The organism is Psychrobacter raelei (assembly GCF_022631235.3).
Taxonomy (GTDB): Bacteria; Pseudomonadota; Gammaproteobacteria; order Pseudomonadales; family Moraxellaceae; genus Psychrobacter; species Psychrobacter raelei.
This window is the reverse complement of the sequence record NZ_CP093310.2, coordinates 156446-179117: the sequence shown is the minus strand read 5'-3', so window position 1 is coordinate 179117 and position 22672 is coordinate 156446. Positions and strand designations below refer to the sequence as shown.

Below are 22672 nucleotides of genomic sequence, written 5' to 3'. Positions count from 1 at the left end.
CTAGCCGTTGCTTTTGTGCCATTTTGACCCCACCTTAAGACATTATCCTTTTTTTATATTGAGCTTTGTGTATCTATGACCCTTGATAATTTGACCCATCATTTTTTAATCGCCGCACCAAGTATGCCCGATGAGCGTTTTGCACAGAGTTTGGTGTATATTTGTCGTCACGACCGGCATGGGGTGCTGGGCTTGGTGGTCAATCGTCCCATTTTTGACACTCAAGTGGGCCATTTGTTAGACAACCTAGACATCGAAGTCACAGATACCTCAGTGATGTATGACACGCCGCTAGATGGTGGGCCTGTGTACCCTGAGGTAGGCTTTGTGCTGCATACCGGCCAACCCACATGGGCGTCCTCTTTTCCCATTTCAGAAAACGTGTGCATCACCACCAGCAAAGATATCCTGCAAAATATCGCAGCAGGTTCAGCCGGTATCGGCCACTATCATCTGTGCTTGGGGCACGCCAGCTGGCATGAGGGGCAACTTGAAAAAGAGATTTCCCAAGGCGACTGGCTGGTAAGCCCAGGCGATTTGTCCTTATTATTTGAAATACCCTTCGAAGAGCGCTGGCGTCATGCGGCAGAAAAAATCGGGGTACATTTAGATTTTCTAAGCGACGAGGTCGGCCGCGCCTAATTTGGTCTTTGCCGTCCTAAGCCACGGCGCTGTTACTTTTTATGTTGTGCCAAATGATGCTTTATCAAAGCACAGCCAATGATGGCACTGTAAGCTCGAAATTAAGACACCCTACCGATTAAGCGATATTTTTGCCTATGTTAAATGATGCGTCAAATAAAGAAAATGCAAATAGTGACGTGGCCGCTGATGCTGCTGCTCACCCAGAACAAACCGTGCTTTTGGGGCTAGATTATGGGGTCAAAAAAATGGGCATGGCGCTTGGCAACACCGTCACTCAAGATGCACGCCCCTTTGATATCTTGGCGATGAACAATGGCCAACCTGCTGACTGGGACAACCTACTGGGTATTATTGATACTTGGAGGATTGGACGGGTGGTGGTGGGCCTACCGCTAAATATGGATGGCAGCAGCTCAATGATTGCCAAACGCGCCCACAAGTTTGCTCGCCGCTTGGCGCATCGCTTAATGGAGCAGCGCATTCATGTACCTGTGCAGTTATTCGATGAGCGTCTGACCTCAGTAGAAGCGCGTGAGATGGCATGGGAGCTTGGCCTCATAAAAAACGAGCGTGACCCCATCGATGATATCTCCGCCTGCCTGCTGCTTCAAAGCTACTTGGCCAATCCCGATCACGCCGAAGACATTGCCACTTACAAAGCAGACTAAGCGATTGGATTGTGCCATTGAAAGCCCCACTGATCCCTTAGCATTAACTCGCCCTTTTTTATTGCTCAATAACCTATAAGCCTACAGCCATGAGTACAGAGACTAAACATCACCCCACCCCTTCAACCACTGCGGCCAATGGCAGTGTTGCTGGATTTCCGGTGTTGGCCATTGAGCGGCTGCGCGGTGCTCAAAAAATAAACCGCTTATCTATTTTTGTTATTGTTTTGGCCATCTTTGCCTTTGTGGTATTTGGAACACTAGCCAGCCTAAAGATGTTCCATGGCAGCCAGCACATGTATTGGTTGTTCCATTACCTGCCTTATGTCCTGGTGGGACTCACCATTCCGTTTACTTTATATCAGGCTTTTTTGGTCTACCGTTATCGTTTAAGTCAGCCATCCATGTTGGTGACCAGCGTCGGCGGCGCAAGCTTGCTGCTTATTATTTGTCTGCTGTTCTCTTTATCAGACTGGCTGTGGCTGGCTATGGCAGCTTGGATTGGGGTGGCCTATTGGTTTCAGGCCACATTTAAGCGCTTTTTTAAATTTATTAAGGACAAACAAGGCGAGTAAATTGCGCCCTTTTTTTTACTTTTTGACAATATACTGATAAAAGGTTTCCCACTATGAGTATTGCCGATACCACTCCAGAGCACCCTATTGAGCACCACTTAGATACCCAAGGCCTGATTTGTCCAGAGCCAGTGATGTTGTTGCACCGCACTGTTCGTAAGGCTGAAGCTGGCGATTATATTGAAATCTTGGCCACCGATCCTGCGACCACCCGCGATATTCCCAATTTTTGTCGTCACCTAGGTCATAACTTAATCTCCCAATCAGAGGCAAACAATCCAGCCGGCGACCCTGAGCGACATACCGATACGCTTTATCGCTATGTGGTACAAAAAAAGCAAAGCTGATGTTGTTGACACAAATTAAGTCAGATGTAGAGAAGATAACATGAGTCGTGATCGCGCTGTACAACCCAGACAGCCCAAAGCCCTTGCGGTGGATGATGAGCCCGCTTATATCACCGAGTTTCGTCAGGCGATGCTAGCACGTGGTCTGTCTACGCGCACTCGTAATGCCTATGTGCGTGATTTAAAGCTGTGCGAGACCACCCATTCTAAAGCGCTAACGCTGTGGTCAGACATGGATGTGATGCAGTGTTTAACGGCGCTAGATAGACAAGGAAAAACGCCACGCACCCAAGCGCGTATGCTCTCAAGCTTGCGTCAGTTCTACTTATGGATGGTGGGCAATGAGCGCCGTGAAGACAACCCGTGCGAGCGTATCAAAACACCCAAGATTGGCCGATCTTTGCCCAAGGATTTGTCCGAAAACGATGTCGAAAGCCTGCTGTCTGCCCCCGACACCAGTACCGCCCTTGGTCTGCGTGATAAGGCCATGCTTGAGGTGCTCTATGCTTGCGGGCTTCGGGTCAGTGAGCTGATGAACTTATCTTTAGAGCAGGTCAATTTAAATGCCGGCTGGCTACAAATCACCGGTAAAGGCAATAAAACCCGCTTGGTGCCTTTGGGTGAGTATGCCAGTGACGCCTTGGATGATTATTTGACTCATGCCCGAGGCGAGCTGGTGGCACATTTAAAATCAGGTAACTGCCAAGCGGTGTTTTTGACCACCCAAGGCGGCTATATGACCCGCCAGAACTTTTGGTACATGATAAAAAAATATGCCAAACAAGCAGGTATCCAAAGCGACTTATCTCCGCATACCTTGCGGCACGCTTTTGCCACGCATTTACTTAATCACGGTGCTGACTTACGTAGCGTACAGCTGCTACTGGGCCACAGTGACTTATCTACCACTCAGATTTATACCCATGTGGCCACGGCTCGATTGCAGCAGCTTCATGAAGCGCATCATCCCAGAGGCTAGTTGATTGTGTTTGCTAAGCTGTAGCGGTAGATTTATACCCCTGCGTCTTAAATTGATACCTACTGCTTAGACAGACCCAGCGTTAACTTTGAATAACCGCCTAAATTTTTACCAATTCATACACCACAAAGCGAGCGGTAGTCTCAAATGGCTGACGGTCAGTAGAAGCCAATAACGCCTCTCGCCTCCCAGCACGTGCCCGATATGAATACGGGGTCATGGTTAATAAATCTGCCAAAGCCTGAGCATCTAATATCAAATCAGCCGCCACAGTATGCGTTGCCACTTCTTTAAAGTACGGCAACAGCTCCTCTAAGAACTTATCTGAATCATGCGGGCGTACCTCATCAAACAAGGCCTCGCGCATACTTTGTAAATGCCCAGCATCAGGTTTGGCAATAATCAGCCGTCCGCCTAAGGTTAAGACACGCGCAAATTCCTCCGGCAATATCGGGCTAAAAATAGTACTGATGGCATCTAAGCTGGCATCGGCTAGCGGCAAATGCGAGGCACTGGCCACCATCGGATACATAGCAGTGGCACTCAAACGATCTGCCTCAACCTGATACCACAGCCCAGAGTGTTGTTTGGCGACTCTGGCCGTTGTGGCGACCGCCGGTTTGCTGATATCTAGTGCTACCAAGCAAGCGTGATTATTTGGTGTTGCCGCTAGAGCCGCAGCAATAGCACCGGTGTAATAGCCCTCTCCGCAGCCCACATCGAGCCAAGTCTTTGCCTTTGCTTGAACCGGTGGCGCTGCAGCTTCTAAGCTGGGCATGACCAAACTGGCGATAAGCTGCTGCAAAGGCTGATAAAAGCCTTGGTTTAAAAATCGGTGGCGAGCGTCAATCGACTGTTGGCTATCACCGGGATCTTTGGATTTTTTATTTTGCACAGGTAATAAATTCACGTAGCCTTGGCGCGCCACATCAAAGGGATGACGGGTCCCTTTTTCATTTTGACTGCCATCACACAGCCAAGTCTTGGCATTGATTAGCAAAGGTGACTGGCAATAAGGACACAAAAACTGCGGTTGATAACGTGGTGAGGGTTGAGAGTTCATAAGTCAAAATCCTATTACCAAGTCTGAAAGTAACCAGATACAATTTAAAGTAAAACAAAACGGGTGCCAATATGACACCCGTTATTAACTGCTGTATATGGGACTATTGCTTCAATTATTGCTTAAACTATTGCTTGAATAAATGATGAATAGTAGCCCTGATTAACCTGCTGTATTAACGCAGCTTTAAGGTCATCAGTCCTAGCACTACCAACAAAATAGCAATAATCCAAAAGCGCACCACAACTTGGGTCTCTTTCCAGCCCAGCTCTTCAAAGTGATGGTGCAGTGGCGCCATTAATAACACACGTTTTTTGCGTAATTTGAACGAGCCCACCTGTAGAATAACTGATAAAGCTTCCGCAACAAATAGACCGCCCATGATGGCAAAGGCTATCTCTTGGCGGGTCATAACGGCAATGGTACCTAGCATAGCACCCAGTGCCAATGCGCCCACATCGCCCATAAATACCTGCGCCGGATGCGCGTTGTACCATAAAAAACCAAGGCCTGAGCCAATCATGGCTGCACAAACAATGGTCACCTCAGAGTTATAAGCGATATAAGGCACATGCAAATAATCAGCGAAGCGCACATCACCCGATACATAAGAAAATACACCCAGACCTGCAGCGACAAAGACCACAGGTAAAATGGCCAGACCATCTAAGCCATCCGTCAAGTTGACGGCATTTGATGACCCATTAATCACAAAATAGGTAAAGATGATGAAGCCTAAGCCCAGCGGTAGCGCTGATAAAGGCACTATCCAGTTTTTAAATAGGGGAATTAACAAATCCACCATGGCTTTGGTTTGAGCAGGGTCAGGCTGCTGGCTAGCGATATAATACAGCGAGCTGCCTACAAATAACGCACCCACTGACAGCCAAAAATACTTTTTACGGGCGATTAGGCCTTTGGGGTTTTTATACTTAATTTTTAACCAGTCATCGGCCCAGCCCACAGCCCCAAAGATGACCATGACCACCATTAAAATCCAAACATAGGGGTTGGCTAAATTGGCCCAGCATAAGGTCGAAAAACCAATCGAGGTTAGGATCAGCACCCCGCCCATGGTGGGTGTTCCTGTTTTTGCTAAGTGGGTTTTGGGGCCATCATCACGTACAGCTTGGTCATATTTTACACTGCGAAGATAAGCGATGGTGCGGGGGCCTAAGATGATGCTAAAAGCAAGCGAGGTAATAACGGTGAGTAAAGTACGCAAGGTTACCGAAGATACCGCCGAGAACGGTGAATAGAATTGACTCAACCAACTGTCAAATAACCAATATAACACCGCCTACTCCTCATAAATTTTTAAAAAATTATGTGTGTTTTTAGCCCCTAATCACCACAAATAAAAATGACATCGCCGCAGCCTATGCCAAAGCGATATCGCAAATTTGAAACTGGGACTAAAAATCACGACTAACAAACCAGACAACAGCCGCCATTTATGACAATAAACTTTGGCTATCGTAAAAATAAATCAAATTATCGCAAAAATGACCAACAAAAACAGGTTTAATCCAACTTTTCACCAAAAATGCACATAGCCTAGAATCAATCGACGTATTAAATAAGCTATTTTTGGTTATAAGCTACCCGCCACCTATAGAGATGAGGGGCTTGTACTAATTTGTGTTAAATCGTCAATCAAGGTTTCCATCGTGGTGGTGCGCGAGCCTTTAAATAATAAGGTACACACTTGGCCCTGCTGCTGTTGCGTCTGAACCAGCTCAATAAGCTTGGGCAATAAGTCAGCTTTGGTATCAAAGGCGTATGCCTGTATCATGCCTTGACTGCTGGCTCCAGCTACCGTGTCTTTGGCAAACTCACCGGCACACAACATATAGTCCACCGCTTTGTTAGCAATCGCTTCACCCAATTTATAATGCTCGCTAACCGCGTCATCACCCAGCTCACCGATGTCACCCAGTACCAAAATTTTGGTGCCTTCTTGAGCCGCCAGTACATCAGCAGCGGCGCGCATAGAATTGGGGTTGGCATTGTAAGTATCATCAATGATGTGATGTTGACCCAAGCGCTGTCTACCCAGTCGGCCTTTGCTGGATTTGGCTTGGTTTAGACCTTGCGCAATTAATTCAGCCGACACGCCAGCGGCGTAAGCACAAGCAGCCGCCGCTAAGGCATTACTGACATTGTGCTCGCCGGCCATAGGCAGCAGGACGGATACCATGGCAGGTGCTTTGCCCTCAATAGCAAAGTGTAATTGGAAGCGGCTTTGTAGCGCAGTGGTTTTAACCTCAGTAGCATAGACTGCAGGCAGCTTTGCCGTCCGCTGCTCAAGCGAATGCCAACCAAAGCCAATAACGGTATCGGTATGCTGCTTGGCGACGCTCATTAATTGATCGCTATAATCATCATCACAAGGCACAACTGCCGTACTTGCTTGCGTCAGCGGCTGATAAATCTCCGCTTTGGTCTTGGCGATATTGTCACGGCCACCAAACTCTCCCAAATGCGCTGTCCCAATATTTAGGATGCAGGCCACATCTGGCTTGACCATGGCAGCAGTATAAGCAATCTCACCGACATGGTTAGCGCCCAGCTCAAGCACTGCATAACGGTGCTGCTGCTCTAATTCTAGCAGCATCATAGGCACCCCAAAGTCGTTATTGAGATTACCTCGGGTCACCAAAGTTGTGCTTTGCGCATCGGCAGAAGCGGCTTCAACTTGAGCAAAGATATGACGCAGCATTTCTTTGACAGTGGTCTTGCCACTAGAGCCGGTTAACGCGATCACCTTTAAATTAGGATGCTGCTGACGGCGATAAGCGGCAATTTGACCAAAAGCCAATCGAGTATCATCCACCTTAAGCTGCGGCACATTAACCTCTGCTAGCGGCTGACTGACAATAGTGGCAATAGCGCCCTTCTCCACGGCACTCGCCACAAAGCTGTGTCCATCAAAGTTCTCACCGACAATGGCAAGGAAGATATCACCTGCTTCGATTTTTCGGGTATCGGTGATGATACGAGTGGCACGTAAGCTCGATGAATCTGCCGCTTCAAGCCCTATCCACTCCCCGTTTAGTTGAGCCGTTGCGGCAAGTAGCTGCTCAGGTGTCCAAATAAATAGTCCATTCTCGGGGTGTCGTTGGCTCATGATGATTGCGTCTCGTTAATTTAATGGGTCAGGATATAAAATATGAAGGTGATAAGGTTAGCGGCTTGAGGTCTCTGAACTGTGCGCCGCAATTAATGCCTGCTGTAGCACTAAGCGGTCATCGAAGTCATAACGCACGCCTTTGATTTCTTGATAAGTCTCATGCCCTTTACCAGCAATGACCACGATATCATCTGCGGCAGCGTGCTCTACGGCATACTCGATGGCCTGTTTTCGATCGGCAATGACTGTGGTTTTGGCATGCTGCTCATCACTCATCCCTTGCTGCATGTCCTGCAAGATCATTTGCGGATCTTCACTGCGCGGATTGTCAGAGGTTAATACCACTTTATCGGCAGTGGCCAAGCCCGCCTGCGCCATGAGAGGGCGCTTACCTTTATCGCGGTCACCGCCGCAGCCAAAGATGGCCCATAAGTTACCGCTGCAATGCGATTTTAAACTGGTCAGCACTTGGGTTAACGCATCCGGCGTGTGCGCATAATCGACAATAAACACCCCTTGCTCAGGCTGTGAGCCTTGCTCATCTAAGCTCACACGCTGCATACGGCCACTGGCACCATGCAGCTGTTCGACTAAGGCGGGGATGCTCTCAGGCTCGATACCTAACGCGATCGCTCCGGCGACAGCTGCCAATAGGTTGGCCACGTTAAAGCGGCCTAATAAGGGGCTGTGCAACGTCAATGGCCCAAAGCTGGTTGCGGCCTCAATTTTCACCCCATCTAAGCTTGGCTCAATGGTTTTGGCGATAAAGTAGGCATCACGTTGCAGATCGCTTTTTTCGATAAAATCGCCCTGTAAGCTGTACAACCAGACACTAACCCCTGAGTTTTGCGCTGTCTCAATCATCAGCGGCGCAAACTCATCATCTGCATTAATCACAGCATGTGTTAACTGTGGAAAATAAGCTTTATCAAATAAGCGTGCCTTGGCTTGGGCATAATCTTGCATATCTGGGTGATAGTCTAAATGGTCACGGCTTAAGTTGGTATACAGTGCCACCGTGACTGGTACGCCTTGCAAGCGCTGCTGATCGAGACCATGTGAGCTGGCCTCTAGGGCTAATAAATCCACCCCTTCATCACCCATCTTACGTAAGAAGCCTTGTACCGCTAGCGCATCGCCTGTGGTATGGCTGGCCTGTACGAGACTGTCTAGACGACCGTTACCCGCGGTACCCATCACTGCACTGTTTTGTAATTGAGCGACCTCTGAAAACTGGCACAACTGAGCCATTAACTGACTAATGGTGGTTTTGCCATTGGTGCCGGTCACAGCGATAACTTGCGGCAGTGTTTGTGCCAAAGACTGTGCATCACCGATCTGTGAGAGCGCATCATCAGACAAAAGACTCAACTGAATCAAAGTGCCCAGTACATCACGGATAGCGGGCACAAATAAAATAGGACAGTCTGGACTTGAGTCGCTTGGTTTATTTAATCCCTCTAAGCCTAACTGCTGTGGGTCAATCTCACTAATGATAAATGCCGCTTGCGGTAAGGCAGTTTGGACATACTGCTGGCTTTTTTGCAAAGGCTGAGTCTGACTTTTTAATAACACAAAGGCTGCCGGTGCGGACGACGCATCACGCTTTGCCAACTGACGGCTATCGAGCGCAAACTTTGAGAAAGGCACATCAAGCACTGCCGGTACGCTCAGTAGCTGCAAGGTGGACTGATGCTGCGGTAATATCTTGACGGCGGCGTGAACTATAGAGCGTAAGTGAGGAGCAGGTTGGGTATGTGTCATCCTAGAGGGCCTTATAATTTACTTGTGTTTATTGACCAAAGCGCTAACGGTGGCCTATTGACCAGTTAAGCGGCCAACTGCCACAGTTGGCCGCCTAAAAACGGCTATTCTGCCTTTAAGGGTTTGTCTAACGGCACGTTATACAAACGCAGCGCTTCTTGCATCACGTTTTTAAAGACAGGAGCAGCAACGATACCGGCATAATAGGTCTGACGGGGGTCTTCAACTAAGATCACGGTCACCAAGCGCGGGTTGGACGCCGGAGCGATACCTGCGAACACCGTACGGTATTGATCGGTGTAATAGCCGCCTTTTGGATTGACTCGGCGTGAGGTCCCTGTTTTACCTGCAATGCGGTAGCCATCAATGGCAGCGGCCGTTGCCGTACCACCTGGCTGAGTCACGGTTTCCATCATCTTGACCACGGCCATGGCATCTTTTTCATCGAGGACACGTTTGCCAGCAGGTTTTTGGTCTTGTTTAACCAAAGTCAGTGGATGCATCACCCCGCCTGAGCCAAGCGCTGCATAAGCTTGAGCAATTTGCGCCAGCGTTACTTGCAGGCCATAACCATAGCTCACCGTCGCTCTGCGTGAGGTCTCGTTCTCTTTAGGCGTTGGAATGATACCTGGCTGCTCACCTGGGAACTGCAGCGCTGTTTTTTGACCAAAGCCGAAGTTCTTTTGCATATTGGTAATGGCATCAGGGGGTAACGATAAAGCAATCTTAGTCGAGGCCACGTTACTTGATTTTTGGATCAAGGTAGCCATCGTAATTGAGCCTAAGTTATTGTGGTCACGGATGGTATACCCCTTGACACGGATAGAACCTGGGCTGGTGTTAATTAATGAATTCTCGGTATATTTACCAGATTTTAAAGCGGTAGCCACTGTAAAAGGCTTCATTACTGACCCTGGCTCGAATACATCGAGCACTGCCCGGTTACGTTGGTTATTACCGGTCATTTCATTTAAGTTGTTGTTGTTAAATGAAGGCCAGGTCGATAAGGCAAGCACCTCACCGGTGTGTACATCCACCACCATACCAGTTGACCAGCGTGCTTCTTGCACACGGCCCACACGCTCAAGCTCTTTGTATAATAAGTACTGCAAGCGAGAATCGATAGACAGTGCAACGTCTTGACCCGGAACCACAGGCTTAATTTGCTCCAGCTCTTCAATGCTGTTTTGATAGCGGTCTTTTAAGACACGCACCTTACCATCTTGCCCTGCTAACTGCTTTTCAAACTGACGCTCAATACCGGCACGGCCTTCATAACCACTATTGGGATCATTGGCATTGTGGCCCATAAAGCCCAGCAGCTGTGCATTGGGCTGTGGCTGCGGATAATAACGGCGAAACTCTTGGTTTTCATACACCCCTGGGAAGTTTAACGCCATCACCGCATCGGCAATCTCTGGGGTGACCTTATTTAATAAAGGTAGATAATGTGAGCCTGCCCCCTTGGGCATTGCTGCTTTTACTGCCTCTTCATTAGTAGCATCAACGCTCTTATCAATGGCTACAGATTGCTGCAGACGCTCAAGCGACATGCCTGACACGCTGGCCAATTGTGCCAAATCCATCTCTTTTAGCTTTTTTAGCAAACGCGCTTGGGCTTCGGGGTCATCGGCATTTTTTTGGATGCGTTTTTGCAGCTCGTAATAGGCTTGGGCATAGTCGTATGGGCTAAATGACACGCTGGCCAAAGGCGCACTGACCGCCAATGGCTGTAAGTTGCGATCAGTAATCATACCGCGATACGAATGCTGAGTGCGCTCACTGGTAATGATTTCATTGCCTTTATCAATGAACTTTTGGGCATTGAATATTTGCAAATACATCGCTCGGCCGATGAGTACTACCAAAAAAATTGCCGCAAATCCCCACATAATCTTAAAACGGATAAGATCACTTTCTATGCTGCCTCGGCTTGAGGCGCCCACGGTGGTCGATTTAAATATTTTGCCGCTGCGGTGCTTAACACTGGTGTAGACCTCACTGTCGCTTTGGTCTTTTTTCCAAAACTTAAGCTTAGACAGCCCTGAGTTAGGCTCAGCCTTATTATTGGCTTTGCTTGTTTTATTAGCAGCTGTTTTCTTTGGGGTGACCAAAGGCTCGGTTACCTTACCGTGTAATGGCTTATCGGTACTTTTTTTGGTAGTGCCTTTTTTGGTAGTCGGACGATTAGAAGGCTTCTTACTCATCTTTGCCCCCTAGTGATGGTGCGGTGGTGGTGTCGGTCTCTTCAGACTCGGTTTTGGGTTGTTCAATGTTCAATCTATCCCCAGGCTTAGCGGCCATCGGCTGCAAAATAAGCTTGTCTTTATTAGAAGGAGAATACATGCTCAGCTGAGTCACAGCACGGCTGGCTATTTGCGGCGTGGCACTAAAGGTTTGCTGTTCAATGACCAAACGCTGATTTTCAATTTGCAAATTGCGGTGCTCAACCTTCATTTTTTGCAGCGCCATATAATCTTCATGATACTGCTGCACCTGTTCAGACGTCAGCACCGCTGTCCAGATAATGCCGATCGCCAGCAAAATCATGACCGTGCCATAGACGCTCACCCCGCGGTAGCGCTTGGTCAAAAACTCGCTGATTTCCAACGAGTCTTTATCAATTTGGGTCGAGCTTTGGGTATTATTATTTGCCATATAGTGACTGATATTATGACCGCAGCGGTCTTTAAGGATAAAAAAAATGACTCAGTAAAACAGCCGCTTTATGGAGTTTTGGGGCGTTAATTGACTTAATCATACCCCGGTTAGCGCATCCATTTAACTGAATTTATATTGCCTAGGTTCGCCCTAACTGTGTTGCGGGCTAGGGTCGGTATTATATGGGGTATCGGTGCGTGTTGCTACTCTTAACCAAGCACTTCTTGAGCGATTATTCACGGTGACCTCCGCTTTGCTTGGTGCGATACGTTTGGGCTTACTAAAATAACGTGGACGCTGCGGCGGCATCGGTAAGTTTTCATCTTCAGGATACTGACCTCGGCTGTGGCGCTGCAAAAACTGCTTAATGCGGCGGTCTTCTAAAGAGTGAAAGCTGATCACCGCAAGCTGACCTTGGGGGGCAAGCAGCGTTAGGCTTTGCGCCAAAAAGCTATCTATATCGCCCAGCTCATTGTTAATAAAGATACGCATCGCCTGGAAGCTTTGGGTCGCCGGATGTTTGCCTTTTTGCCACTTGGGGTGCGCCTGCTTAATCACCTCCGCAAGCTCTAAAGTCGAGGTGTACTGCGTCATGCCCTTGATGGCACGAGCAATACGTCGGCTGTGACGCTCCTCACCGAAGTCGTACAACACATCGGCCAACGTCTCTTCATCCACTGTTTGTAGCCATTCGCCTACCGACTGTCCTCGGCTGGTGTCCATACGCATATCAATGGCACCATCACGCATAAAGCTAAAGCCGCGGCTGCCATCATCAAGCTGTGGTGAGGAGACGCCCAAATCAGCCATAATACCGTCAACTTGGCTCACCCCGCGGCTATTTAAGCACTGCGTCATATCAGCAAAGCTGTCGTGTACCACTATCACCCGCTTATCTTCTGCGGCCAAATCATTGGCCACATCAATGGCCTCTGGATCTTTGTCGAACACAAACAGCTTGGCATCATCACTTAAATAGTTAAGCAAAAGCTTGCTGTGCCCGCCACGGCCAAAGGTCGCATCGACATAAATCCCGTCATGCTTGGGGGTGTTATCATTGAGCGACTTTTCGCCCAAGACTGCCGCTACCGTTTCAAACAGTAACACCGTTTCGTGGCTAAACTCTGATTTTGAGGTGGAGCGTGGTGCGGAGGTAGGGACATCGGTCACAGTAACTAGTATTCCTAAAAAACGTAAACCAACCTGATAGCCATCAACATCGCAGACTTAGCTTATCAGTGTGGTTAAAACAGGCAAGTAATAAATAAGGTATTTTAACCATCCATTATCGCAAGCTATGTCACCATGTCAAGAAAAGTAAGATAAGTTAACCAAACAAAATATGTTACCTCTTTTTTCAGGCACCAAACCCACTTTTAGCGCCGCCTCATTGCTGAGCACTGGCCGCTTATTTTGAGCTTAAAAAAGCCTATTCATCACAATAAAAAGTCAAAAACTGGCCAAAAAGCTTAGCTAGTGCGGGCATAGAGCCAAGATTATAAGCGCCAAATCAAACCTGCTATAATAAGCGTTAAAGTTCATTTACTGCTGCAAATTTTTTGATAAATCGTAACCAAATTTTAAAACCACCCAACATAAACTTAAGAGAGCATCATGACACAAACCACAGCCCAGCGCTCTGTCCGCACCCGTATCGCCCCCTCACCCACCGGCTTTCCTCATGTAGGCACTGCCTATATCGCCCTATTTAACCTAGCCTTTGCCAAAGCACATGGCGGTGAATTCATCCTACGTATTGAGGATACCGATCAAAGCCGCTCAACTGAGCAATCAGAGCAAATGATTTTAGACGCCTTACGCTGGGTCGGTCTAGACTGGGCGGAGGGTCCTGACAATGGTGGTCCGCATGCCCCATACCGTCAAAGCGAGCGCAGTGAAATTTATAAACAGTATGCTCAAGAGTTGTTGGACAAAGGTCATGCTTTTCGCTGCTTCTGTACCCCTGAGGAGTTAGATGCCATGCGTGCCGAACAAATCGCGCGTGGTGAAAACCCTCATTATGACGGCCGCTATGCCAACTTACCTCGAGAAGAGTCTGACAAAATGGCTGCCGAGGGTAAGCCATTCGTTATTCGGATGAAAGTGCCCACCGAAGGCGTGTGTAAAGTACAAGACATGCTACGCGGCGAAGTGGAAATTCCTTGGGAACAAGTGGACATGCAAGTGCTGTTAAAAACAGACGGCCTACCCACATATCACCTAGCCAACGTGGTGGATGATCACTTAATGGAGATCACTCACGTTATCCGCGGTGAAGAGTGGCTAAACTCAGCGCCTAAGCATCAGCTATTGTATGATTACTTCGGTTGGGAGATGCCTGTGCTGTGCCACATGCCACTGCTGCGTAACCCAGATAAATCAAAGCTGTCTAAGCGTAAAAACCCAACGTCTATTACCTATTATCGTGATGCCGGCGTGTTGCCAGAAGCGCTACTAAACTACTTAGGTCGTATGGGTTACTCAATGCCTGATGACAAAGAAATCTTCACCCTTGATGAGATGATTGAAAGCTTTGACATCACGCGTGTGTCATTAGGTGGCCCTATCTTTGATCTTGAAAAGCTACATTGGTTAAATGGTGAATGGCTACGTGCGCTAACCCCAGAGCAGTTAAAAAATAAGATTTTGGACTGGGCAAATGATTCAGACAAATTAACCGCCATTGCAGCGGCGATTCAGCCCCGTATCCATCTGTTGTCTGATGCCGTGAACTGGGGTGGCTTTTATTTCCAAAATCTGCCAAGCATTACCGCTGAGAGCTTCGAGCACAAAACGCTCACACCTGAGCAAATCATGGAAATCCTGCAGATTGCCACTTGGAAACTTGAAGCATTACCTGAGTGGAGCGAAGACAATATCTTTAAAACACTTAAAGGCTTAAGCGCTGCGCTCGATATCAAGCTGCGTGACATGATGGCGCCGTTCTTTATTGCCATTGCTGGCAGCACCTCATCGACGCCTGTGATGAACTCTATGTATGTGATTGGCGCTGATATGACCTTAACTCGCCTGCGTCATGCCGTTGAAGTTTTGGGCGGTATTGGCAAGAAAAAGCTGAAAAAGCTTGAGAAAACCGCAGCGGATATGCCAGACTTTTTGGCAGCTGAGTAACCGTTAACTTAGACAAAAGCAAGTTTAAACGGTCCCCAAAAAAGGACTGAGATCTGTATTGTACAAGTCTCAGTCCTTTTATTTTGAACCAAATGCGCTCATTACTTTAATCAAAGTCAGCTGCGTCTAGCCCCTCTTTTTACTCTCCAAATCCCGCCATAATAGCCACAGCCTCATATCAAGCTCTACTTGGTGATACTGCGGCTGCATATGACAACACATCTGATAAAAAGCCTTATTGTGGTCGCTCTCTTTGAAGTGTGCCAACTCATGCACCACAATCATCTGCAAAAACTCAAACGGCGCCTCTCTAAAAATGCTCGCCACAGTAATGCTATTGTGCGATTTAAGCTTGCTGCCCTGCACCCGAGACTGATGGGTGTGAATACCGAGCGCATTTTTTAGCACACTCAGCTTACTGTTATAGCTCACCTGAGATAAGGTGCCAACATTGCGCATATAACGGTTTTTTAGCTCAGTGACGTATTGATACAGTGCCTTATCACTTTGGATCTGGTGCCGATTGGGATATTTTTGCTGCAAATAATCACCAAGCTTGTTTTGGGCGATTAAGGTGCGCGCTTGGCTTTGAACTTGCTCGGGATAATGGGCAATATATTTTAATGCAGTCACCTAAGGCTCTCTTTTTACAGGTTATAACTGGGCGGGTGGATGATTTGAAAAAAGAAAATCATTTAATAAGAATTTCTTAATTTAAAAGCGCATATCATTATGTTACATTAACAATATACAGTAACAAAGACACCAAACTACGATACCTTGAATTCTATAGTATAAGACATCAAATAGAAGATATATCAATCATTAGGAGAATAACAATGACTACCTCTGTAAAAAATGATGTGACCATTACCCAACCTCGTCAAGTTGAGCAGCTATATGCTGGTGTAGACACACAAGATGGTGCAGGCGTTAAATTAACCCGCGTACTGACTCACCAATTACAGCATCGCCTTGACCCTTACTTGATGCTCGATAACTTCAAAAGCGATAACCCAGATGACTATATCGCAGGTTTTCCAAGCCATCCTCATCGCGGCTTTGAAACCGTAACTTATATGATTGAAGGCCGTATGCGTCACAAAGACAGTGCCGGTAATGAAGGCTTGCTTGAAAATGGTGGTGTACAGTGGATGACCGCTGCCAGTGGCGTGATTCACTCTGAGCTACCTGAGCAAGAAGATGGCGCGATGGAAGGCTTTCAGCTATGGCTAAACCTGCCAGCTAAAGACAAAATGAATGCCCCTTGGTACAAAGACTTCCAAGATGCTGATTTGCCAAAATTTGTGACCGAAAATGGCACAAAAGTAACCGTCATTGCCGGTGAATCCAATGGTGTAGAAGGTGCGGTTACTCGTGAGGTGACTGAGCCTACGTATCTAGATATTCATTTGCCGGCCGGTGCCAGCTTTAGTCACCATATTCCAGCCAGCCACAATAGCTTTGTGTTTGTCTACCGTGGTAGCGCCAGCATTGAGGACAAGCGTATACCAGTTAAAAACATGGCCATCTTAAAAAACGACCCGAATGCTGATGGGGTGACTATCCAAGCCGGTAATGAAGATACCAAAGTCATCTTGGTAACTGGTCGTCCTTTAAATGAACCGATTGTACAGTATGGCCCATTTGTAATGAACAGCCAGCAACAGATCATCCAAGCGGTGAACGACTTCCAGCAAGGCCGCTTCGGTGAAGGTGCTTAATTTGTCTCTTATCAATTGTGTATAACGGTTGATAACCAAAGGCCACGGCTAGTCCGTGGCCTTTTTTTTGCAAAAAATACAAATTAATTGAAAATAGGTGTTGACAATGCTTGAGATATTGCCTAAAATACGCCCACTCTTAGAGAGGGGCTATAGCTCAGTTGGTAGAGCACTTGCATGGCATGCAAGGGGTCAACGGTTCGACTCCGTTTAGCTCCACCATATTTTCTAAGACAGTTGATAATCAAAATATTTAATATATAACGAGTATCAACGGCACCAACGTAAGCACCTAGGCAACGCTATTTATAGCACCTTACGTTGTAAAACTATTTCATGTTTACATGATTTTGTGTCCCGTTCGTCTAGAGGCCTAGGACCCCGCCCTTTCACGGCGGTAACAGGGGTTCGAATCCCCTACGGGATACCACCTATTCGAGCTTATCCTTAATCTATTTAAGAGATAAGCACTAAACCTCCAATCAGAACGATTGGAGGTTTTTTTACGTCGGTGTATTAGTCCAGCACCTTATTACCAGTAAACGCCCCATCCCCATCAATAGCCCCAAAAAAAGCGATGCCACCCTATAAAATGACATCGCCTTCTTGCAATAGGCAATACGAATAAGCGTCAGTGCTAATCCAAACGCAGACCGATAATGGCTGGGATACCTTGACGCACCACCTCAATGGTCACCACGCCCGCTTCAGGTAATTGACGTAGCGCCCGCTGGAAGTCATCGATACTCTTAATCGACTTCTGATGCAGGTTAGTGATAACGTCACCGGCTCTTATACCAGCTCTGGCTGCTATCCCTGTAGGATCTACCTCGGTTACCAATACCCCTTCTCCGTCCAGCTGTGCCAAGCTTTCACGAGGCAGCGCCTGAATGCGCAAGCCTAGACGAATTTGGCTGTTATTAGACTTAGTGACCACCGCATCTGGTGCCACATCATCGGGCGCTGCTGATAACTTACCAATGACTGCAATCTTTTTGCCTTGACGCAATACATCGGCTTTAAAGCTCTCACCTGGCTTACTGCGGTTAATGATGTTTAAAAGGTCAGAGGATTCTAAAATCATTTTACCGTTGTAATGGGTGATGATATCGCCCGCCTTTAGGCCAGCTGCTTCTGCTGGCGACTTAGGGGTAACCTTAATCAGTAGCGCCCCTTGCGGCTTACTTAGGCCATAAGCTTCGGCCAAGTTGCGGTCGATGTCTTGAGGGAATATACCCAGATAAGCGCGTGACACTGTGCCGGTTTGTTTTAGCTGCTGATAAATATCCATCGCCTCATTAATGGGGATAGAAAAAGACAGTCCCATATAGCCGCCAGTACCACTGAATATTCGAGAGTTAATGCCAATAACTTGGCCGTTACGATTAAATAGTGGACCGCCTGAGTTGCCTGGGTTTAGCGCCACATCCGACTGGATAAAGGGCACGCTAATATCCCGTGAGAAGTTACGCGACTTGGCACTGACGATACCGGCCGACGCTGAATAATCAAAACCAAAAGGCGAGCCAATAGCCAATACTGGCTCACCCACTTTTACCGCATTGGAGTCACCGGTAGGCAGCGCAGGATAAGACTTACCTGGCTGGGCTTTTACCTTTAATACCGCCACATCGGAGCGCTCATCACTGCCGACCAAAGTGGCATCAAGCTCGGTGCGGTCATTTAAGGTGACCGTAATCTTATCTGCCCCCGCAATCACATGGTGGTTGGTCAACAGATAGCCATCTGAGGTCACAAAAAAGCCCGTACCATAGTTGTATTCAATGGCCGGGGCTGTTTGGGCACCTGGAATGCGAATGCGGTCGCCGAAGAACTGTCGCAGCAGCTCAACAGTTTGAGCCTTGGCAAGCTCCTCTTCACTCACCTTAGTCACTACGTTGACTCTAGCAACGCCTGGGCTCACCTGCTCCACCAAATCTGAGAAATCTGAAGCCACAACCGCGGCCTGTGCTGCCGTAGGTATAGTCGCAGAGGTAGCCAATAAAGCTGTGCCTGCGGTTAGCCCCAAACTACCTATGCCAAAGCCACTCAGTGCCAGCACAGAGCCTGCACCGAACGCTTTAAGCTTTTGTTGGCTTTTTTGTAAGCTTTGAGACAAGTAAGTTGTTTTTAATGCGCTAACTATCGTTTTTGGTCTGTTGGGCGTATTTTTCATTGTTGATTCTCCAAGTGAGTCTGTGCTCAAAGATCCGCTGACAAGCAAAATATACTGGCCCGCTTAGGTCTTAATGAGTAAAGGTGTGTGCTTAGGCATAACCGCAGGGTCATCAGAGACGAGGTGATACTCTATTAGACAACCATTGAGCTTAATTAAGGTTATAACCCTAGCAATACACCGACCGAGCATTACTTTTTTTATATGAGTGACGTTTATACTATATTGTAACTGCTTTATATGCTACATGACTTATATCATAGATTTTCAACACGCCAATTACACATGCTTTTTATTTTGTTACCTAAAATCTAGGCGCAGCTGATGCCAATTTGACTTTACAAAATCATCCTGAGCGTTAGCCCTTTTATTTTAGGCAATAGCGCCTATTTTTTTTGAAAAAAAGGGGTTGTTTTTACTCAAAATCAACGCCAGTTTTAACCAATTTTAGTCACCGTTTTATGGCAACTGCCCCATTGTATCGGATGTGTTACTTTATTTCGTGATATGATAACCTCATTAAAACTCAGTATTTGTTACGCTGGTTATCTTTATATTGTAGTTAGCAAAGCCTAGTCGTTACTCACTAGGCTTTTTTTTCGGTGTCGCTTTTATATACCATTGACAAGTAGCAGGGAACCTAGATATTTTTTAGTTTCGCCCGCTTTTGGTCTAAATGACACTGCAAACACAAGGAATTTTTCATGGATACCGCCTTATTATTATCTGGCGTGGTTGGGCTTGGCATTGCAGCGCAGTGGCTGGCTTGGTATTTAAAACAGCCGTCTATTTTATTTTTATTGCTCATTGGCATCTTTGTCGGTCCAGTTATGGGTTATTTCGACCCTGATGCGGTCATTGGCGATTTATTATTCCCTTTTATCTCTTTGGGCGTGGCAATTATTTTATTTGAAGGCTCATTGACCTTAGAGTTTGAAGAGATTAAGCAGCACGGTAAAGTGGTACAAATGTTGGTGTCCTTAGGGGTAGTGATTACTATCGCTGTGGTGGCATTATCCACCTACTTGTTGTTTGATGTCGATCCGCTTATCGCTTTATTGTTCGGCTCCTTAGTCTGTGTGACCGGGCCGACGGTAATCATGCCTTTGCTGCGCAGTGTGCGGCCCAACAAAACCATCTCCAATATCCTAAAATGGGAAGGCATCATCATTGATCCGGTAGGCGCAATCGCCGTGGTCTTGGTGTATGAATATATCATCTCAGGCGGAGAGGCCAACAGTATCTTCTTATTCGCTGAGATTGTGGTTATTGCCACCGCCATCGGTATGTTTGGGGCATTCGTATTGGCCAACTTGATCAAGCGCCATATGATTCCTGAGTTCTTACACAACGTCTTTACCTTAGCTTTTGTGCTGCTACTGTTCTCTTTATCCAACCATTTAGAACATGAATCAGGTCTACTGGCCGTGACGGTCATGGGTGTGGCTCTAGCTAACTGGAAAGGCTTTCCGCGTGAGCAAATCTTGGAGTTTAATGAGTCATTAACCGTCTTACTCATCTCAGTGTTGTTCATCGTACTCGCTGCCCGTGTAGAGCTAAACAGCTTATTGAGTGTGGGCTTCCAAGGCTTGGTGCTGTTGGCCATTGTGATGTTCGTGGCACGCCCTTTATCGGTGTGGGCATCGTCTATGGGCTCGAACTTAAAGACCTCTGAGAAGATGATGATCAGCTGGATTGGGCCACGTGGTATTGTGGCTGCTGCCATCTCCTCTTTGTTCGCCATTCGCTTGCAAGAGTATGATATTCAAGGTGTTGAGCTGTTAGTACCCCTAGTGTTTATGGTGATTATCGGTACTGTATTGATCCAAGGCTTGGGTGCCAAAATGGTGGGTAACCTATTGGGCGTGCGTGAGCCTGCCAGCAATGGTGTACTGATTGTCGGCTCAAACCCTGTGGCCTTAAAAGTGGCTGAATCTCTACAAGACCAAGGCTTCGATGTATTGGTGGCGCACAATAACTACACCAATATTGCTAAAGCACGTATGTCTGGCCTACGCACCTACTTTGGTAACCCCATCTCAGACCATGCCGATCGGCATTTGGATTTGATTGGTATTGGCCATTTATTTGCGATGAGCACCGATAAGGAGATGAATACCTTATCTGAGCTGCATTACCGTCATGAATTTGGCGAACAAAAAATTTACCGTCTAAAATTCACCGAAGATAAGGCCAAAACCGAACGCGAAACCCGCCGTGCCAACTTCACCTCACGCTGGCTGTTCGGTAAAGATGCCACCTATACCAAGATGGCCAGTATGCTGTCTAAAAAGGCACGCATCAAAATTACCAACATTACCGACAGCTATAGCTACAGCCAGTATCGCGCCGATAATAAGCAATTTGTCCCCTTATATACCATTGATAAAGAAGGTCATTTGCATGTGATTACCGACAGCTTTGAAAATGACATACCTCGTGATCACAAGCTGGTAGCGCTCGTCATTGAAGATGAAGTACAGCCTAAAACAGTCGATGTCACAGAAAAGCAAAATCAGGCCCGTGCTTTGGCCGACTTGCAGTTTGAGTCTACCTCCAAAGCGCCTGAAAAACGCAAAGAAAAGACCCTTAATGAAGATGTGCGTGACCCCAACTATGGCGCCCAAGCGGCCACGACTCCTGCCAAAGCTGAACCTAAACTGGCCGCCTCTGACGCCCAAACGGCAGCCGTTGATAGCCAAGTGGTTCAAGACACAGCTCATGCAGACACGGCATCGAAGTCGGCAGCCTCTACGCTACCGGCCACTCAGCTTGAGGCAGATCTGGCCAATAAGCTTGAGCAAAGCCTACAAAAGCACTCTGACAGTGCTGCAGCTGCCCCCAAAGTGAGCAAAGCGGCCTCCGTAAAATCACTACAGTCACAGGACAATGGCAATTCACAAGCACCCAGACAACCTGATGGGTCACTAGATCCGCAGCGCCTGCCTGATACCCATGCCAAAAATAGCTCAGATAAATTGTCTTAAAACCAGGTTACACACCGCAAAAAAAAGAGCAGCCCGAATACGAGCTGCTCTTTTTTATGACTCAAAACTTAGCAAACTAAAGCTTGGCAAGAGGTGAAGTCGGTCATTGAAGCAAAGGCAAAGCCTCACCCTTAGGCTGCCTCGCTATAGCTGCTGGCTGACTGCCTGCCAAATTCTATCCGCCACTTGCTCTACCTCACCTTGAGCATCGATACGCTGAATGCGCTGCGGCTGTGCTTGCTGCTGAGCCTCAAAACCTTGATAAACACGATCAAAGAAATCAAGTTGCTGCTGTTCAAAGCGGTCAGCTACACTACGTTTGCCGGCGCGCTGCATGCCCTCGGCGACTGGCAGATCTAACCACAAGGTAATGTCAGGTAAACGCGGTACAAACCCTGCAATAAGAGCCTCGATTTTATGTAGCATATCGGCATTCCCAAAGCCTCGTCCATAGCCTTGATAGGCCACAGTAGAGTCAATAAAGCGATCACAGATCACCCATTTGCCTGCGCTTAATGCCGGCATAATAACTTGCGCTAAATGGTCACTGCGCGCAGCAAACATCAATAACAGCTCAGTGTCATCATTAATCTGAGTACGTGTGTCTAACAACAACTCACGCAGCTTCTCAGCAAAGGGGCTTCCGCCTGGCTCACGGGTGCGGACATACTCGATGCCTTGAGCTTGCAAGCGCTCACACAAGCCATTAATCGCTGTGGTTTTTCCTACCCCTTCGGTGCCTTCAAAGCTTACAAACTTACCTAGACTCAATGTCGATTACCTCGTTGTTGCCAGTATCACCCTTGTTAATATCAGGG

General features: G+C 47.4%; 18 protein-coding genes and 2 tRNA genes. 10 read left to right on the top strand and 10 right to left on the bottom strand.

The features are described from left to right. The first annotated feature begins 75 nt into the window (after positions 1–75). The 5 genes from MN210_RS00765 (at position 76) to xerD (ending at position 3214) form a co-directional block, all read left to right on the top strand. Positions 76–642: a YqgE/AlgH family protein gene (locus MN210_RS00765; protein WP_011959440.1), complete on the top strand. Its 567-nt coding sequence runs from the start codon at positions 76–78 to the stop codon at positions 640–642. A gap of 137 nt (positions 643–779) precedes the next feature. Then, on the top strand, positions 780–1313 hold the full coding sequence (gene ruvX, locus MN210_RS00760; RefSeq protein WP_338412854.1) for a Holliday junction resolvase RuvX: 534 nt from the start codon (positions 780–782) through the stop codon (positions 1311–1313). Between the two features lie 89 nt (positions 1314–1402). After that, on the top strand, positions 1403–1888 hold the full coding sequence (locus MN210_RS00755; protein WP_338412385.1) for a hypothetical protein: 486 nt from the start codon (positions 1403–1405) through the stop codon (positions 1886–1888). A gap of 53 nt (positions 1889–1941) precedes the next feature. Further along, complete coding sequence (tusA, locus tag MN210_RS00750) at positions 1942–2235, top strand: sulfurtransferase TusA (RefSeq protein ID WP_110815933.1); 294 nt, start codon at positions 1942–1944, stop codon at positions 2233–2235. Between the two features lie 40 nt (positions 2236–2275). After that, positions 2276–3214: a site-specific tyrosine recombinase XerD gene (gene xerD / locus MN210_RS00745; RefSeq protein WP_110815932.1), complete on the top strand. Its 939-nt coding sequence runs from the start codon at positions 2276–2278 to the stop codon at positions 3212–3214. A 100-nt stretch (positions 3215–3314) separates the two neighbouring features. Here the strand turns inward: xerD and MN210_RS00740 are convergent, their stop codons facing one another. The 7 genes from MN210_RS00740 to rsmH form a co-directional block, all read right to left on the bottom strand. After that, the gene (locus tag MN210_RS00740; RefSeq protein ID WP_241878909.1) at positions 3315–4277 is read right to left on the bottom strand and encodes a putative RNA methyltransferase; all 963 of its coding nucleotides are present in this window, start codon (positions 4275–4277) and stop codon (positions 3315–3317) included. A 175-nt stretch (positions 4278–4452) separates the two neighbouring features. Then, positions 4453–5574: a phospho-N-acetylmuramoyl-pentapeptide-transferase gene (gene mraY / locus MN210_RS00735; protein ID WP_011959433.1), complete on the bottom strand. Its 1122-nt coding sequence runs from the start codon at positions 5572–5574 to the stop codon at positions 4453–4455. Between the two features lie 315 nt (positions 5575–5889). After that, complete coding sequence (locus MN210_RS00730) at positions 5890–7407, bottom strand: UDP-N-acetylmuramoyl-tripeptide--D-alanyl-D-alanine ligase (protein WP_241878908.1); 1518 nt, start codon at positions 7405–7407, stop codon at positions 5890–5892. Between the two features lie 57 nt (positions 7408–7464). After that, positions 7465–9174, bottom strand: coding sequence for a UDP-N-acetylmuramoyl-L-alanyl-D-glutamate--2,6-diaminopimelate ligase (locus MN210_RS00725; protein ID WP_338412384.1), 1710 nt, complete (start codon positions 9172–9174; stop codon positions 7465–7467). A gap of 104 nt (positions 9175–9278) precedes the next feature. Next, positions 9279–11381 (bottom strand): peptidoglycan D,D-transpeptidase FtsI family protein, encoded by a 2103-nt coding sequence (locus tag MN210_RS00720; protein WP_155586747.1) that lies wholly within the window; start codon positions 11379–11381, stop codon positions 9279–9281. Continuing rightward, positions 11374–11832, bottom strand: coding sequence for a cell division protein FtsL (gene ftsL, locus MN210_RS00715; protein WP_110815927.1), 459 nt, complete (start codon positions 11830–11832; stop codon positions 11374–11376). The genes MN210_RS00720 and ftsL overlap by 8 nt, the downstream gene beginning before the upstream one ends. Positions 11833–11985: 153 nt before the next feature. Then, a complete protein-coding gene (gene rsmH / locus MN210_RS00710) occupies positions 11986–13005 on the bottom strand; it encodes a 16S rRNA (cytosine(1402)-N(4))-methyltransferase RsmH (protein ID WP_338412383.1) in 1020 nt (339 codons plus the stop codon). A 444-nt stretch (positions 13006–13449) separates the two neighbouring features. On the opposite strand from rsmH, the gene gltX reads away from it, so the two are divergent. Next, on the top strand, positions 13450–14967 hold the full coding sequence (gltX, locus tag MN210_RS00705) for a glutamate--tRNA ligase (RefSeq protein ID WP_338412382.1): 1518 nt from the start codon (positions 13450–13452) through the stop codon (positions 14965–14967). Between the two features lie 126 nt (positions 14968–15093). Here the strand turns inward: gltX and MN210_RS00700 are convergent, their stop codons facing one another. Beyond that, positions 15094–15600, bottom strand: a complete 507-nt coding sequence (locus MN210_RS00700) for a YgjP-like metallopeptidase domain-containing protein (RefSeq protein WP_338412381.1) — start codon at positions 15598–15600, stop codon at positions 15094–15096. Between the two features lie 206 nt (positions 15601–15806). Here MN210_RS00700 and MN210_RS00695 point away from each other — a divergent pair, with 206 nt between their 5' ends. The 3 genes from MN210_RS00695 to MN210_RS00685 all read left to right on the top strand — a co-directional run bounded on the left by MN210_RS00695 (position 15807) and on the right by MN210_RS00685 (position 17121). After that, entirely contained in the window at positions 15807–16691 is an 885-nt protein-coding gene (locus MN210_RS00695; RefSeq protein ID WP_241878899.1) for a pirin family protein, read from the top strand. A gap of 146 nt (positions 16692–16837) precedes the next feature. Beyond that, positions 16838–16913: transfer RNA gene (locus MN210_RS00690), tRNA-Ala, on the top strand. 132 nt (positions 16914–17045) lie between these two features. After that, positions 17046–17121, top strand: a tRNA-Glu gene (locus MN210_RS00685). Positions 17122–17328: 207 nt separating this feature from the next. Here MN210_RS00685 and MN210_RS00680 read toward each other — a convergent pair. Then, entirely contained in the window at positions 17329–18867 is a 1539-nt protein-coding gene (locus tag MN210_RS00680; RefSeq protein WP_338412380.1) for a Do family serine endopeptidase, read from the bottom strand. 704 nt (positions 18868–19571) lie between these two features. On the opposite strand from MN210_RS00680, the gene MN210_RS00675 reads away from it, so the two are divergent. Beyond that, entirely contained in the window at positions 19572–21854 is a 2283-nt protein-coding gene (locus MN210_RS00675) for a cation:proton antiporter domain-containing protein (protein ID WP_201544530.1), read from the top strand. Positions 21855–21998: 144 nt separating this feature from the next. Here the strand turns inward: MN210_RS00675 and tmk are convergent, their stop codons facing one another. Continuing rightward, entirely contained in the window at positions 21999–22625 is a 627-nt protein-coding gene (gene tmk / locus MN210_RS00670; protein WP_201544529.1) for a dTMP kinase, read from the bottom strand. Positions 22626–22672 lie beyond the last annotated feature (47 nt).

Bases quoted from the DNA above. Each gene is read 5' to 3' on its own strand.
- MN210_RS00765 (WP_011959440.1), top strand. From the start codon at position 76: ATGACCCTTGATAATTTGACCCATCATTTTTTAATCGCCGCACCAAGT.
- ruvX (WP_338412854.1), top strand. From the start codon at position 780: ATGTTAAATGATGCGTCAAATAAAGAAAATGCAAATAGTGACGTGGCC.
- MN210_RS00755 (WP_338412385.1), top strand. From the start codon at position 1,403: ATGAGTACAGAGACTAAACATCACCCCACCCCTTCAACCACTGCGGCC.
- tusA (WP_110815933.1), top strand. From the start codon at position 1,942: ATGAGTATTGCCGATACCACTCCAGAGCACCCTATTGAGCACCACTTA.
- xerD (WP_110815932.1), top strand. From the start codon at position 2,276: ATGAGTCGTGATCGCGCTGTACAACCCAGACAGCCCAAAGCCCTTGCG.
- MN210_RS00740 (WP_241878909.1), bottom strand. From the start codon at position 4,277: ATGAACTCTCAACCCTCACCACGTTATCAACCGCAGTTTTTGTGTCCT.
- MN210_RS00730 (WP_241878908.1), bottom strand. From the start codon at position 7,407: ATGAGCCAACGACACCCCGAGAATGGACTATTTATTTGGACACCTGAG.
- MN210_RS00725 (WP_338412384.1), bottom strand. From the start codon at position 9,174: ATGACACATACCCAACCTGCTCCTCACTTACGCTCTATAGTTCACGCC.
- MN210_RS00720 (WP_155586747.1), bottom strand. From the start codon at position 11,381: ATGAGTAAGAAGCCTTCTAATCGTCCGACTACCAAAAAAGGCACTACC.
- ftsL (WP_110815927.1), bottom strand. From the start codon at position 11,832: ATGGCAAATAATAATACCCAAAGCTCGACCCAAATTGATAAAGACTCG.
- gltX (WP_338412382.1), top strand. From the start codon at position 13,450: ATGACACAAACCACAGCCCAGCGCTCTGTCCGCACCCGTATCGCCCCC.
- MN210_RS00695 (WP_241878899.1), top strand. From the start codon at position 15,807: ATGACTACCTCTGTAAAAAATGATGTGACCATTACCCAACCTCGTCAA.
- MN210_RS00680 (WP_338412380.1), bottom strand. From the start codon at position 18,867: ATGAAAAATACGCCCAACAGACCAAAAACGATAGTTAGCGCATTAAAA.
- MN210_RS00675 (WP_201544530.1), top strand. From the start codon at position 19,572: ATGGATACCGCCTTATTATTATCTGGCGTGGTTGGGCTTGGCATTGCA.